The 13,060-nt window shown below is 42.3% G+C and carries 16 protein-coding genes; 10 read left to right on the top strand and 6 right to left on the bottom strand.

The window, feature by feature from the left end; translation table 11 throughout:
• Together OEX01_08250 and OEX01_08245 are read left to right on the top strand one after the other, a co-directional pair.
• A partial coding sequence (locus OEX01_08250) for a hypothetical protein (protein MDH5448972.1) occupies positions 1-570 on the top strand: 570 nt, incomplete at its 5' end.
• 83 nt (positions 571-653) lie between these two features.
• Positions 654-950, top strand: coding sequence for a DUF211 domain-containing protein (locus tag OEX01_08245; GenBank protein MDH5448971.1), 297 nt, complete (start codon positions 654-656; stop codon positions 948-950).
• A 136-nt stretch (positions 951-1,086) separates the two neighbouring features.
• On the opposite strand, the gene wrbA is transcribed toward OEX01_08245, so the two are convergent.
• Positions 1,087-1,716, bottom strand: a complete 630-nt coding sequence (gene wrbA / locus OEX01_08240) for an NAD(P)H:quinone oxidoreductase (protein ID MDH5448970.1) — start codon at positions 1,714-1,716, stop codon at positions 1,087-1,089.
• Positions 1,717-1,842: 126 nt separating this feature from the next.
• Complete coding sequence (locus OEX01_08235; protein MDH5448969.1) at positions 1,843-2,145, bottom strand: hypothetical protein; 303 nt, start codon at positions 2,143-2,145, stop codon at positions 1,843-1,845.
• Between the two features lie 912 nt (positions 2,146-3,057).
• On the opposite strand from OEX01_08235, the gene OEX01_08230 reads away from it, so the two are divergent.
• The 4 genes from OEX01_08230 to OEX01_08215 all read left to right on the top strand — a co-directional run bounded on the left by OEX01_08230 (position 3,058) and on the right by OEX01_08215 (position 6,571).
• The gene (locus OEX01_08230) at positions 3,058-3,825 is read left to right on the top strand and encodes a hypothetical protein (protein MDH5448968.1); all 768 of its coding nucleotides are present in this window, start codon (positions 3,058-3,060) and stop codon (positions 3,823-3,825) included.
• A gap of 400 nt (positions 3,826-4,225) precedes the next feature.
• A complete protein-coding gene (locus OEX01_08225) occupies positions 4,226-4,411 on the top strand; it encodes a YegP family protein (GenBank protein ID MDH5448967.1) in 186 nt (61 codons plus the stop codon).
• Positions 4,412-4,471: 60 nt separating this feature from the next.
• Positions 4,472-5,869, top strand: coding sequence for an MBL fold metallo-hydrolase (locus OEX01_08220; protein ID MDH5448966.1), 1,398 nt, complete (start codon positions 4,472-4,474; stop codon positions 5,867-5,869).
• Positions 5,870-5,920: 51 nt separating this feature from the next.
• Entirely contained in the window at positions 5,921-6,571 is a 651-nt protein-coding gene (locus OEX01_08215; protein ID MDH5448965.1) for a metal-dependent hydrolase, read from the top strand.
• A 73-nt stretch (positions 6,572-6,644) separates the two neighbouring features.
• Here OEX01_08215 and OEX01_08210 read toward each other — a convergent pair whose 3' ends face one another.
• The 3 genes from OEX01_08210 to OEX01_08200 all read right to left on the bottom strand — a co-directional run bounded on the left by OEX01_08210 (position 6,645) and on the right by OEX01_08200 (position 7,948).
• Positions 6,645-7,217 carry a rubrerythrin family protein gene (locus OEX01_08210; GenBank protein ID MDH5448964.1) on the bottom strand — a complete coding sequence of 191 codons (573 nt, stop codon included), beginning with the start codon at positions 7,215-7,217 and terminating at the stop codon, positions 6,645-6,647.
• Positions 7,218-7,364: 147 nt separating this feature from the next.
• On the bottom strand, positions 7,365-7,796 hold the full coding sequence (locus tag OEX01_08205) for a DUF998 domain-containing protein (GenBank protein ID MDH5448963.1): 432 nt from the start codon (positions 7,794-7,796) through the stop codon (positions 7,365-7,367).
• Positions 7,797-7,825: 29 nt separating this feature from the next.
• The gene (locus tag OEX01_08200) at positions 7,826-7,948 is read right to left on the bottom strand and encodes a hypothetical protein (protein MDH5448962.1); all 123 of its coding nucleotides are present in this window, start codon (positions 7,946-7,948) and stop codon (positions 7,826-7,828) included.
• 516 nt (positions 7,949-8,464) lie between these two features.
• On the opposite strand from OEX01_08200, the gene OEX01_08195 reads away from it, so the two are divergent.
• From OEX01_08195 to OEX01_08180, 4 genes are all read left to right on the top strand, one after another.
• Positions 8,465-9,436, top strand: coding sequence for a calcium/sodium antiporter (locus OEX01_08195; GenBank protein MDH5448961.1), 972 nt, complete (start codon positions 8,465-8,467; stop codon positions 9,434-9,436).
• A gap of 397 nt (positions 9,437-9,833) precedes the next feature.
• Positions 9,834-10,373: a hypothetical protein gene (locus tag OEX01_08190; protein MDH5448960.1), complete on the top strand. Its 540-nt coding sequence runs from the start codon at positions 9,834-9,836 to the stop codon at positions 10,371-10,373.
• Positions 10,374-10,578: 205 nt separating this feature from the next.
• Positions 10,579-11,154, top strand: a complete 576-nt coding sequence (locus tag OEX01_08185) for a winged helix-turn-helix domain-containing protein (protein ID MDH5448959.1) — start codon at positions 10,579-10,581, stop codon at positions 11,152-11,154.
• 379 nt (positions 11,155-11,533) lie between these two features.
• Positions 11,534-11,932, top strand: a complete 399-nt coding sequence (locus tag OEX01_08180; GenBank protein ID MDH5448958.1) for a pyridoxamine 5'-phosphate oxidase family protein — start codon at positions 11,534-11,536, stop codon at positions 11,930-11,932.
• A gap of 212 nt (positions 11,933-12,144) precedes the next feature.
• Here the strand turns inward: OEX01_08180 and OEX01_08175 are convergent.
• The coding region (locus OEX01_08175; protein MDH5448957.1) for a hypothetical protein at positions 12,145-13,060 on the bottom strand (916 nt) is incomplete at its 5' end.

Here is a 13,060-nt window from a genome sequence, read left to right as displayed (position 1 = left end):
TGGAGCGAACAAAGAGACTTCATATGCCTGAACTGTGCAAGAAGAATCGTTGCACCTCGACATGTCGGTTCTAAGTACAGTCCTTTGAGAGAGTATCTGCGGCGAAGAGGACAATTCACAAGTCTAATAACATTGACTCTCCCTATAATCGAAGGGATTATCAAAAATGGTTTACCATTCGGTGCCTTGCGAAACGAAAGCTGGTGGAACAACAACGAAGCAACCTCTCAAGGCTATGCGTGGACGAGTGCCGGCTGGAAAGTTCAAAGCGTAGACTTGAAGGAGCGAACGGTCACTTTCAAGAAGTTAATGAAAGAAGGAACAACACAGCCGCCTATGAGAAAACGTAGAAAAACCAAGAAATCACAAAAACCATTTACGCCAGTTCCCGTAAAACCACGGAGAACTCGAAAGCCCTCGAAGACACGAATCGCGAAAGCCATTGCAAGAGCTAAAAATATAGAGCGAAGAAGGGCGGCAACACCACAATACAAATTTAAGCTCAAGCCAAAATCCGCTTACGAAAAGAGACTGTATAAACCGGAAGCCAAACCCACGTCTCAAGACTAAAACAAGCAAATCAAAAATTCTTTTGGTGAAAGGAAGTAAAAGTTTAAAACCAAGACACGTAATCTATATTGAGTCGTTCTAATATGATAAGAAGGCTTGTCCTGGACGTCTTAAAGCCGCATAAGCCAAATGTAGTTGAACTTTCTGAAGCACTCAGTCATCTAGAAGGCATAGAAGGAGTAAACGTAATTATTTATGAAATAGATCAGCAAGTGGAAAACGCGAAGATTATACTTGCTGGAAGCAGCATAGACTTTGAAAGTATCAAAGGGAAGCTAGAAGAAATGGGGGCTACCATTCACTCCGTTGATGAAGTTGCAGCTGGCAGAAGAATCGTTGAAGAAGTGAGAACCCCTCAAGACAGATATGCCCGAATTTAAGATAGGTTAAGACTCCTTTGAAGTTTCTAGAGAAGATGAGAGGATACGTACGCGGAAAACTGTCAAAGTTGATGTCACAAATGCAAAAAATGGGAGGATGCAGGGAGTATCTCCACAGTTATGAACTAAAGAGTCTCTATGTCAACAGCTTGTTGGCAATTGTCGTAAGATGTCTGCCTAAGTTCTTTGCCAATTCCAACTCGTTTGCTGACGGCATACGTCTGTATGGTGGACCCCGTCCAGCGATGGTTGAAGCCCCATATGGTGAGCCACCTGTTATCTCGTCCATCGTCATCTGCTCTTTGAAAGAGTAGGGCAGGCCGACTATAACGCAGCCGTGGTGTAATAGTGTGAAATGAGTTGACACAATGGTTGTCTCTTGACCCCCATGTTGAGTGTTGGAGCTAGTAAATACCGCTGCAGGTTTGCCAATGAGAGCTCCCTTCATCCATGCCCCTCCAGTCTGATCCCAGAAGTTTCTCATCTGTGCACACATGTTGCCAAAGCGAGTTGGAGTGCCTATAATAACACCGTCAATTTCTTCAAGGTCCCTACGGGGAACAGCAATCGGAACATTTTTCATGAGTTCCTTTGCTTTTTTTATTTCCTCGTTCCAAGATTCTTCAGGAATGAGTTCAGCGACCTGTTTGAGAATAGGTTCCCCACCCGCTTCTCTAACGCCTTCAGCTACAGCTTCAGCCATTTTATAGATATGCCCATACATTGAGTAGAAGACAACGAGAATTCTCGGTTTTGATTGACTCATGGTTTAAACTCCCCAGTAATTAGTTATTGTTGGAATTGCGTTTAAATCCTTTCTAGTAGCTAATGTCTATGGAGTAGTAAAGAGAAAAATGTAAGCAAATTGGCTTAAAAGTAGCCATTTAGCATTCTAGGAAATCTTTGACGACTTCTCTGAAGCTGCAGAAAGAATTGTTATCGCCAGAAGAAACCTTGCGTATTGTTGCAGCTGAGAATGCGGAGTCTGGCTTAAATAAGCTTGAGACTCGGCGGCTGCAGGTTGTGGCGACTCTCCACAAAACGTACTTCTCTGAAGTTTTGACAGTGTTTTCATGTGAGAGCAGTAAAAAAAGCTGCTGTAGACACCGATAATCGACCTAGAAAGTGACGTGGCCGTGTTGCTGAGAGGAAGGTGGCAAATCATGGCTAAGTTGCTTAAATGTCTTTGTCCCAATTTTTTTTCTGGACAAGGACAATTGAGCAGAGGGTGGAATACGCGTAGAACTTGGACGACTGGAGCTGAGAAAGAACTTGTTTTGCGCGCGCATTGGTTTTATCGATGAAACATTTGTCATTTTGAATGTTGGTTCTTGCTTCATAAGTTTGATATTGTTTTGCTGTAAGGTTTTGAGGTAAGCGCACAGCGCGAATGGTGTGCATCCCCATTACACTTGGGAATCACCCATACCCCTTATAGGGTATTCTAAATTTTATTTGGTTCAAAAATAGGATGTTTGTCTGGGTTTGTATCCCGGGTGTTTGGGTGACGCAGCTAATTTGCTTTAAAAATGACTTTAAAGAAAGAAGAAGCACATATATAGAGAAAATCGAGAACCTGCTAATTCTTCGTGGAATGCCTTTCGTTCTCCCCGCAAATGGTTAGAGCTTGATGCTACTTTCTTGTTTATAAGGGGAAAAAGGAGGGGTTTTCTTGGTCTTCTCCGCCGAAGAGGCATAATGCGACCTTCTTCTTTAGATGAAATGCATATATACTCTTCTTCTGGCTTAAGGGAATTTTGGAGGTTTGACTATGCTCTTCGGTGAAGAAGAAGAAGAAGAAGAATGGGAAGAAGAAGAGGAAGACTGAGGAAGAATGACAGAAGAGGATTGGTAATAACAATGCCAAAAAAGAAAGGAAAGAAAAAAGGAAAGAAAGGAAAGGGCAACAAGTAACAATAACCTAAAGCTTCGCAGCTCCCTATTTTTCTGTTCACTTTTCTTGCGTTTTTTTTAAAGTCATCCACTTATTCTTTCCTTCAACCGTTATTCCGCAAGCCTCTCCTAGTGCGAGTACAACTACTCAGGAAACTGTGTTCTAAATGCTTAAGAGGCAAGATTGAAGCATAAGAAGAGAGTGGAAGAGAGTATGAAAGTTAAGAGAGTAACTTCAGATGATTTAGAAGCAACTTATTGCTGCATGACTGAGGCTCCTTCTAGTACCTCTTGGCCACAGGCTTTGCCAGAGTCAAGGGAATGGTTTAGGACTAATTTAGGGAAGCATGTGGAAGGTTACCATTTGTTGGATGGTGACAAAGCAGTTGGCCTCATTTATTACGGGACGGCAGAGAATGCTTTAGTTCCATATGAGACAGAGCCCAAAGTAGGTTGTATTTACTGCACAGAAATTCTGGATGATTACCTGCATAAAGGTTATGGTCGAATGATGTTTGACTATATGAAGGATGATCTTGAGAAGCAAGGCTTCAAGGGGATTTTGGTTGATGCAACAGATTTCAAGGAGTGGATGCATTATGAACTATTTCTTAAGCAAGGATTCAAAGTCATCAAGGAGCACCCACCCTTTAAGCTCATGTATTTCCCGCTCACAAAAAACACCATCAACGTGAAAATTTCCAGTTTGAATTATACGCCTTCAAAGGAAAAGGCTGAAGTAACATTATTCAATAACTTTTTCTGTCCTGTCGGCACCTACATGTATCACTTAGTTAAGAGGGTTGCTCAAAGCTTTGGCGACAAGGTCAAAATTGTCGAGATTGAAGCAACGCCTGAGACAGCGCGCAAGTACGGAACCTCAGATCTATTGATCAACGGTAAGATCAAAATGTTTGGTCCAACTTCTGAAGAACATGTGAGGAAGGCAATACAGGAAGAAGTTGACCAGTTCAACCACTAGAGTTCACAATGTTGATGGCTGCGAAACCCTAAGATAGATTACGAATCAGTTACCATAAGTTGCATATAGTCTATTGATCCTGTTCATCCCTTCTCAGTCAGATTCCGGAGTTCTAAAATGGACAAAGACAACACGCAGGAATGTTCAACATTGGATTTTTGAATGGATTTCTGTACATATTTCGTTGTCAAAACCATTAGCAGAACCGACTCTTACTGGAATGAAAAATATCTGCAATACATTTCCATGTTTCTCAACATTTACGACGGAAAAGCTTGAATGGAATCTTCGTATTTAGGCGTCAAATCTACACGATAATTTTTCATTTTATGGCAAATATCGAAAGTTTTTTAAGCAAAATTAAGGTAATTATAGTTAAGGTGTTAGGGGAGATAGAAAAATGCCAGTTCCACCACAGTTTGAAATGTACAAAGATGCTGCTGGCGAGTATAGATTTAGGTTAAGAGCACCAAACGGCGAGATAATAGCGATAAGTGAAAGCTATAGATCGAAAGATGGTTGCAAAAACGGAATAGAGTCCGTAAAAGAAAACGCTCCGAAGGCAATAATTCAAGACCTCACATAAGAATAGATCGACCCACACGCCAAACAAGAAAAGATCATAAAACATAATTAAGTTGATTCCTTGTCTGAGTCATTGGAAAAAGCAAAAAATGCCCAAAAAGATTATCGATGGGTAAAAAAATTAGAAACTACAGTTTATGATGTCCCAATAAGTAAGAAAAAGAAGGAAAAGAGAAGGCAAATTCAAGCTAATCTTTTCGTCGGCGACTGGACAGAGTATCATGGAACAGTGGGGCAAGAATCAAAGATAAGGTTTCGAGGTGGGAAAGGCTATGTGCCTAATGATTCAATTGGAGATGAAAGGATCCTTGAAATATATTTCATAGATGTGGGTCAAGGCGACGCAATCCTCATCCAAACAGCAGACGATAGAAGGGTTCTCATAGACGGAGGAAAAGACAGGAGCGCTTACAGTTTCATAAAATGGAAGTATAATTTGAGGAAATATCACAAAGATTTTGACGCGATAATCATGACTCATGGTGACTCAGATCATACAGGTGGGCTATTTCCATTACTCAATGACGATCATGTATTGGTAAGGGCAATCTATCACAATGGAATAGCTAAGCATAGGAAAAAACCAGTTCTAGGTAAGGAAGAAAAAGTTAATGGAAAGAAAATGATCGTCGAATTATACGACGATATCGAGAATCTGAAACCAAAGGCAGGAGAATTAACTAGGACCTACAAGAAGTGGGTTGAAGCGGTCTCAAAGGCAAAGAAAAGGGCACTACGAAACAATATTGACCTCAAGTGCATTCGCGCCGACCAAAATACAGAACCCATTGTCTTAGGCAAGAAAAACCCACTGAAGATCAGCTTCTTGAACCCCATAAACTTGGCTAGCAAAAATTCACCCAAACTTATGAAATTCGGAAGTACTAGTGAAACTATAAATGGAAACTCTGTTGCGGTTTTACTCGAGTATGGCGTGGCAAGAATATTATTGTGTGGAGATATGAACGAGAAAGCGGAAAGGCAATTTCTGGAACACTGCAAACAGGAAACCCCTATCGCACATGTTTTTAAGGCAAACCATCATGGGAGCCAAGATTTCTCTACAGAGTTTCTCAAAGTCATTCAACCTTGGGTGACCATCGTGTCCTCTGGCGACCAGCCCGACTATGGACATCCAAGAGCCAGCCTCTTAGGAAGCTTAGGTCAGTACGCACCAAACGTAATTGAAAAGCCACTTCTGTTCTCAACAGAGATTGCTGCAACTTTCAAAAAGGTAGATTCCAACTCTGAAGATGTTGATACCCAGCTATACGAAAAAACCATCTATGGGCTTATCAATGTGAGAACTAACGGGCAATGGTTAGCAGCAGGCAAAGTATTCAACAAACGAAGAGGGAAGGGCAAGTATGCCAAAAGCATATGGGACTGGGAAAAATATGCTTTCAACCTAAAAAATGGGAAACCACTAACAGACAATCTTTTAGAAAACGATTCATGAAAGAATGTTTTGTCACCTAAGACCTCTAAGTTCAATTAGAAAGTGTTATTGATGGCTGCCTCAAAATATCATGTTCTTGCAGGTTTCGTGACCTTCGCAATATTCGCGGCTGCTTATTTTATTCATTTCAACTTTTTCAGAGTGAAGCCTAGCTTGCTGGCTCTTCTCTCTGACTTTAAGTGGATCACATTAGGCTTGTTCTTATCCTTATTTGGTTCCACGCTGTCTGATTATGATCTACTCTACAAGTATCTGAGCCCTTGGCATCATCGAAGTGTCATCACACATTCCGCGATGATTCCAACAATTGCTTTGCTGATATACTTGTATCCTACACCCTTCCATAGCTATGCAATATTAGTAGTCTGCTTCATGCTTGGTTTTGCATCACACCTCTTTCTCGACAATTTTCTCAGCGTGGACATAGAGAAGCTGATAATGAAGATGAAATACGCAGAAGCGGTCGAGGCCATCACTTCTTCGCTTTACATCGGTCTAACACCTGTTGAATACCTGTGCAAGGAAGATCTCAAAAAATTGAGCGGCACATTCAACATACATTTCCCCCAAAAGATCCTTATCGGGAAGAAGAAGAGAAAAACGTTGACTCCAAAACTAACACGGATCTGGTTAACCTCCAATGGCATCATTGTTTTGGCATATGGCATGTTTTTGTTTGTACTTTTCGTACCCATACTCTAGAAATTTCCACAACGCCCACGTAACTTTAAAAGGCAGAATACGGTAAAATGCTGTGTGCGGCAAAGGGCTTAGTTTAATAGTTCTCGCACCAGACTTCGAAGTAGCTTTTTGCGTGTTTACAGACAGGACATTTCTCAGGCGCTTCACTGCCTTCATAAACGTAACCGCAGTTTCTGCATTTCCATTTTGTGGATGAATCTTTTTTGAAGACCTTGCCTTGCTTTACGTTTGCTAACAGTTTCAGGTATCGTCGCTCATGGTAATTCTCTACCTTAGCAACCATACGGAAAGTTCTAGCTGCATCTTTGAACCCCTCTTCCTCTGCCACTTTAGCAAAGTTAGGATAGAGCGTTCCCCACTCTATTTTTTCCCCTTCCGCAGCTTCCTTCAAGTTTTCCGCTGTTGTTCCAATGATTCCTGCAGGATAGGCAACCTTAATCTCCACAACTCCACCCTTGAGATGCTTGAAGAAGAGTTGAGCGTGTTCTTTTTCGTTTTCGGCCGTTTCTTGAAAAAGGGCTGATATCTGCTCATACCCTTCTTTCTTGGCTACGCTAGCGAAGAAAGTGTATCTGGTTCTAGCTTGAGATTCACCTGCAAATGCTGCTAACAGATTCTTCTCGGTTCGACTTCCCTTCAATTCCATTGCTTAAACCTCCTTTCAATTGAAATGTGCACTTGTTCAACCACGCTCTTAAGTGTATCTCTGGGCATTGTCAGAAGGCTAAGACGTGCGTGCGCTAGTTTTCACTTGTCGAATGCTGAAAAGATGTGGATTTGCATTAGGACTGAACTACAATTTCTCTGTTGCAGATGTGTCCTCGGAATCGCCTATTAGGTAACCACCGAAACTTATCGCCCAGAGTAAGGCAGGATAGGCAATCATATGTTCCATTCCTCCCTTCCCCAAATCTAGATAGAAGCCAGAAGCGAAGAGGACAAGCGCCACAAGTGAAACGCTCCCCAACACGACAGATAGGTAAGAGAGTGGTGGTTTCTCCAGTTTATAGGACACTATAGCAGTTATCCCGGCGAACAAAAATGTTATCAAAGAAAAAACAGCATGAATCACTCCTGCATCCTCTGTGAACAATCCAACCCCTATTGCACCAATGCCTGTTATTGCAGCTAGTAAGGAGAAAAGTTTGAAATTAAATGCTTTTTGGATGAAGTAGGCACCAAAAACTCCTAACATGCCCAGCAAGAATACTAACGAGTTGAATATGAGCGCAGACGGTCCAACACCTAAGTCACTTATGTAATCTCTGATGTACTGTAGCCAGAATAAAGTGCTTCAGCAATGATTATACCTAAAACACACAGGACCCCACCAACAAGTAGCAGCAAGCCTGCAATCTTTCCATTATCGTACGTCATAATCTGAAGTAGGGTATAGACTTCTTAAAACTTAGGGCACGCGCTGTGTTGATTTAGTTTGTTAAGTGTGTGCGCAAATCTCTGAAACTCATTAGTCCAAAAAAATGGGGGCTTGCAGGAGCAGATCTTACTATTAGTTGGTTTTTTGGCACCACATAAACGGCATAGACTCTCAATACCATTATCAACATCAAAGCTGTTTTATCAATCGTTTTATTAACAAGTCCTTCAGCGCAAAGCTCTTTCAAATAATTAGAAAGCTTCTACCTTGAGATATGCCGTTTCGATCCATTTTCGACAGATTCCTTAAGGAGATGAGACTACCTCACCTTTCCTTTCTCATCAACAAAGAGGGCAGTGCCACATTTCGAAAAGGCCAAACGTCTCATTCTTGGACTCAATCTATTTCTAGACATAGTCTAACCAATAGCGTAGCCCAAAATCATTTATTCAAGTTATTTTATCGATATAAATATTTAAATTATCCTTCAACACTTTACACGATGGTTAAGGTGCATGATACAATCGATCGTTTTTCTGCTACTTGGAATAGTAGTTTTGTTTCTAGGCTCCCAACTAGCTATAAGAGGTTTTGAGAACATTGCACATCGCTTCAGGGTCTCCCATCTTTTCATTGGGTTAACGGTCGTAGCTATAGGCACCTCGTTGCCCGAAATAGGAGTCAGTGTAATAGGAGCGATAGATATACTTGCAGGACTAGATATGTCAGCTGTTTCGGGAGTAGTAGTTGGGAACAAAATCGGGTCCTTCCTTAACCAACTTACCATAATCATGGGCATAGTTGGGCTTACCGGGATGATGGCCATAACGAAACGGGAGTTAAAGAGGGAGGGAACCATGCTAGTTTTGTCCATCATCCTCTTTTCTTTAGTCGCCTTGGACTTAAAAATAACACCTATGGAAGGAGGAATTGTTACGCTCGCTTATCTACTGTACTTCATCTATCTCGTTAAGCAGGAGTCACTCTGTAAATCAACCTCCAAAGTACAAGAAGAAAAACCGAAAATCCATCTAGTCAAAGATCTCTTGTTAATCCTCGTTGGGATGTGTGCTCTACTTGTGGCCGCGGAATTTGTCGTTGAAGGCAGTGTCCAACTGGCTGAAATATTAAGCATTCCAACATCTGTCACTGGTCTGCTAATAGTTGGCCTAGGCACAGGCTTGCCCGAACTGACACTTGACATAACTGCCCTGCGGAGAGGATCTGCTGGGATAGCGGTAGGTGACATGATTGGGAGTAACATCTGTGACATTCTCTTCTCCTTAGGAGCGGGTGCCATGATCTCTGGATTTACAGTTGAGCCTATACTGTTGTTGTTCGACACCCCTTTCATGTTTTTCGTAGCTTTTCTTGTTATTGGTCTTTTTCTCAGAAATATGCGACTTGAAAGGAAGGAGGCATTAGTACTTGTACTCGTTTACGTGTCATACGTGTTATTGAAACTGGCATTTTTCATGGGTGGTTAGGGGTAACAGAGATGTCTTGATTAGGAGCAAGAAAAGATGAGAATTGCCATCATACACCTCTGGGCATTTGCGTGTGTTGCCTACGGATTCGCTATTTTCATGGCTTTCCAAAGAAGGATTACAGTCTCTATCCTTTTTACACTGTTGTATCTATTGCTACTGATTTGCACAAGATGGGTCACGAACCATGGAGAAGTTGAAGATTAGCGTTCTTCATAGGAGGATAAGTAGCGATAGCAAATAACGTGAATCTCAAGTTGGGCGCACCCGCTAATATTAAAAGGAGAGATAGACATAATATAAAGAGGCGTGTTCGTCATCTCAACGTGGTTGGCGCATGATAAGCCGCATTAGAGCTTTCTTTCGAAGAATTAAATCGTATCTACATATTACACAAATGACCCCCATTGCCAGAAGATACTTCATCAAGAACGGTTTTGACGGCTCAATGACGATGCTTGGCATTATTGTAGGTTCTTTGATTGCGGGAGTCACAAAGCCTGGAATAATCGTCACCGCAGGATTAGGCGCATGTCTAGCCATGGGAGTGTCCGGCCTTTTCGGAGCCTACATGACAGAAAGGGCTGAAAGAAAGAGCCATCTTAAAGATCTCGAGACCGCTATGCTCGCTGATCTCAGCAACACAATACATAGTGACGCTTCTAACTTTGTTTCTGTGTATGCAGCACTTATTGACGGGACATCACCTATGCTGACGGCGATAATTTCCCTTATTCCTTTTTTCCTCACATTGACAGGAACGTTTGTCATCGGGGAAGCTTACATCATCTCCTTCATTTTAACCTTAGCGACACTCTTTTCTTTAGGCATCTATCTTGGAAGAATCGCGAAGGAGAACATTCTGTTATATGGAGCCCAGACAGTTGCCGCCGGAATTCTCATAATAGCCATAGTCCTTCTAATTGGAGCCATTTAACCTCTCTTTGCATGCAGCGCGAGCGTTTGAAGAAAAGCCGAAGTATTATGTTGAATGAGTAACCGATCTGATTTTCCAAAGTGTGACGTGAGTGTTGCTAATGTTTAAATATCAAACGTTGATGAACATGTTTGAAGAAAGGATAAAGATAATATAACTCATGAGTCCATGAGGGGGAAAACAGAGTACGTCTAAGCCCTTCAAAATGGCCGTCTGCATCGTAGATGCTCCTGAGATTATCCGACTACTCGCTGATTTCACACGAACGGAAATCCTCCAGTTACTGTGCGAGCATCCAATGACAGAGGCTCAACTCTCTAAAGAACTCGGTCTGACAAGGGCCGCAGTTGGCTATCATCTAAACCTGCTATTGAAGGCGGAACTTATTTACTTGGAAAGAACTGAACCCGAGGGACACGGTATTTTGCAAAAATTCTACAGCCCAATAGCGGCTTTTTTTATCGCAGATTGCAGTCACATTCCGCATGATGTCAAGAGGTTCTTCTTGCAAATGCAGATAATGAACTTGAGAGGAATATTCATCGCCTTCCAGCTGCACCATCGGTTCTTCGGAGTTTCGCCGGCAACTCTCGAAAAGTTGGCTGCGACTATGCTAAGACAACTCGAGGAGACTGGTCGAAAATACGCTAAAGAAGACCCGGTGGAAAACGCTGAAGCCCTAAAGGTAAAAATATATGCCGAAGCCCTCGACAACCTCACTAAGCAAGATGAATGGCGTGCTCTGTTTAGGGGGTCCAAAAATTCGAGTCGGACTTGGTGAGCTGTTAGCTATTTCATATGGGCGTCGATGTACCAAGAAATTGGTGGTTTGCAGCGAAAAGAGTTCACAGAAATCTGCTGGTGTCAGGATATCTATACAAGATGTTCCAATCCAAGCAAGATTGCGCCTCTATGTACACACTAGTTGTATTTTAGTACTTACATGTATGCGCTGGATCGTTGCTGTTCCATCGGTTCCATTTTTTTCCATTTCATCAATGGTTCAAATCCCCCGCACTCCAGATAAACCTCAATGCTTTTGATGCTGTTCACTTTCTTTTCATGAAGATTTTGGCTAAGTTGTCCTAGGAATATCGATAAATCTTATCTCGTACATAATAAGTAGAGAGATCTTTATAGAAAAACCTAGGTAACTAAACATGCTGACTAATGAGGTTAGAATATTTCTGAAAAAGCCGCGAATAGCCCGGCTAGCTACGATTGGAGCGGATGGCTACCCACATATTGTTCCAATTTATTTCATTCTTGATGGCGATGGCCTCATCTTTGGAAGCGACCGAAACAACCGTAAGGTCAGGAATGTATTTTCGAACCCAAAGGGTGCAGTCGTTATTGGCGGTGAGCGAATAGCAGATGAAGCTGGCTACATGATACAAGGTGATTTGAGTATCGAAGACGATGTGAATCATGCTATGACTCGTCGAATGCTTTATCACTATGAAACGAAAGAGGAGGCAGAAAGAAACCTTGCTGAATGGAAAGACAGTGACATTGTTTTGATCCGTCTAAAACCAAAATCTGTCATAAGGGTTTGGTAAAGCGAATACACACACGCGCTCTTCCTAAACTCTTTTTGAAAAGTTTAATGTAACTAGGAGCGCCTGACGTTTAGAAAAACAGTCAGCCCATGTCAGTTCACATTGAAAAAAGAAAAGAGGAGTTTCCGGGAGATAACCCGAAAAAAATTCGGCAACAGATATCCATGGACTGATTGGAAATGAACAGATGTTTTGCAAAAAAAAGAGGAGTGTTATGGGTTTATACCCATTTGTTTTTTGCGGAATTTTGGCATTGCGACGTAGGCTACTAGTGCAATTATCATTGAAACTGAAGCCACGATTGTACCCACTGGGACCTCTGGGATAACTCCATGAATTGGGACTGTGAAAGGTTCCGAATCCGAAGATGGGTTAAGTCGCCTAGAAACATCACCAGGAAAACTCGCTACTACAACATAAACACCGTCAGGCGGATCAATTGTCATTACTGCTGTCGCCACGCCGTCAAGCCCAGTCGTAGCAGAGACCGTTTTTCCTTGAAGCGTGAAGATTATTGGCTCATTGTCTATTGGTGCTCCAGTCTCCTTTTCTGTAAGGACTGCGCTTAGAGTTGCTGTACCTCCGATAAAGCCCACTACGTCCCCTGTGTATACTGTCACGGTGTCTGTCATAGGAATACCTACTGCACCTTCGAGAACCAGAATTGCAAACATAGTGTCAATAGCTGGCACCCATGAATTGGTCTCAGCTGGATTGTTATAGAATGTTCCGTCCGTGACGTTTTGAGTCCCCGTCAAGTACCACGCGAAGTCATAGTACCAACTTGGTATTTCTTCTGGATATCCATCTGCAGCTGGATCTCTGACTCCGCCGATAAGGTCTGACGCTGGTGAAGTCAGCCGCATTGCCTTCGAAAACGCCCATGCGTAATAGTAGTAGAATGGGTAACCATGCTCATTCGGGTTTTCGTCGTAATCATAGTTCAAGTCAAGCCAATCCAATGCTCGCGTGACTCTGTAGTCAGTCTGTAGAAGCCCACACATTATGTAGTTCCAGCAACCTAGCGCGGTGTGGGAACCTGTCGAGCCGTAAGAACCAACATCTGAAAGGCTCCACCCATCAGGTACATAGACAAAACCTCCGTCATCATGCGATGGATTCAGTGGA

The sequence above is a fragment of the Candidatus Bathyarchaeota archaeon genome (assembly GCA_029882535.1).
GTDB lineage: Archaea > Thermoproteota > Bathyarchaeia > Bathyarchaeales > SOJC01 > JAOUKM01.
Note: the sequence above shows the minus strand (reverse complement) of the source record. Positions and strands in the feature narration are given on the sequence as shown.

Coding starts and splice junctions, on each gene's coding strand:
- OEX01_08225 (MDH5448967.1), top strand. CDS start 4,226: ATGCCAGTTCCACCACAGTTTGAAATGTACAAAGATGCTGCTGGCGAG.
- OEX01_08195 (MDH5448961.1), top strand. CDS start 8,465: ATGATACAATCGATCGTTTTTCTGCTACTTGGAATAGTAGTTTTGTTT.
- OEX01_08230 (MDH5448968.1), top strand. CDS start 3,058: ATGAAAGTTAAGAGAGTAACTTCAGATGATTTAGAAGCAACTTATTGC.
- wrbA (MDH5448970.1), bottom strand. CDS start 1,716: ATGAGTCAATCAAAACCGAGAATTCTCGTTGTCTTCTACTCAATGTAT.
- OEX01_08180 (MDH5448958.1), top strand. CDS start 11,534: ATGCTGACTAATGAGGTTAGAATATTTCTGAAAAAGCCGCGAATAGCC.
- OEX01_08185 (MDH5448959.1), top strand. CDS start 10,579: ATGGCCGTCTGCATCGTAGATGCTCCTGAGATTATCCGACTACTCGCT.
- OEX01_08190 (MDH5448960.1), top strand. CDS start 9,834: ATGACCCCCATTGCCAGAAGATACTTCATCAAGAACGGTTTTGACGGC.
- OEX01_08210 (MDH5448964.1), bottom strand. CDS start 7,217: ATGGAATTGAAGGGAAGTCGAACCGAGAAGAATCTGTTAGCAGCATTT.
- OEX01_08215 (MDH5448965.1), top strand. CDS start 5,921: ATGGCTGCCTCAAAATATCATGTTCTTGCAGGTTTCGTGACCTTCGCA.
- OEX01_08245 (MDH5448971.1), top strand. CDS start 654: ATGATAAGAAGGCTTGTCCTGGACGTCTTAAAGCCGCATAAGCCAAAT.
- OEX01_08200 (MDH5448962.1), bottom strand. CDS start 7,948: ATGACGTACGATAATGGAAAGATTGCAGGCTTGCTGCTACTTGTTGGT.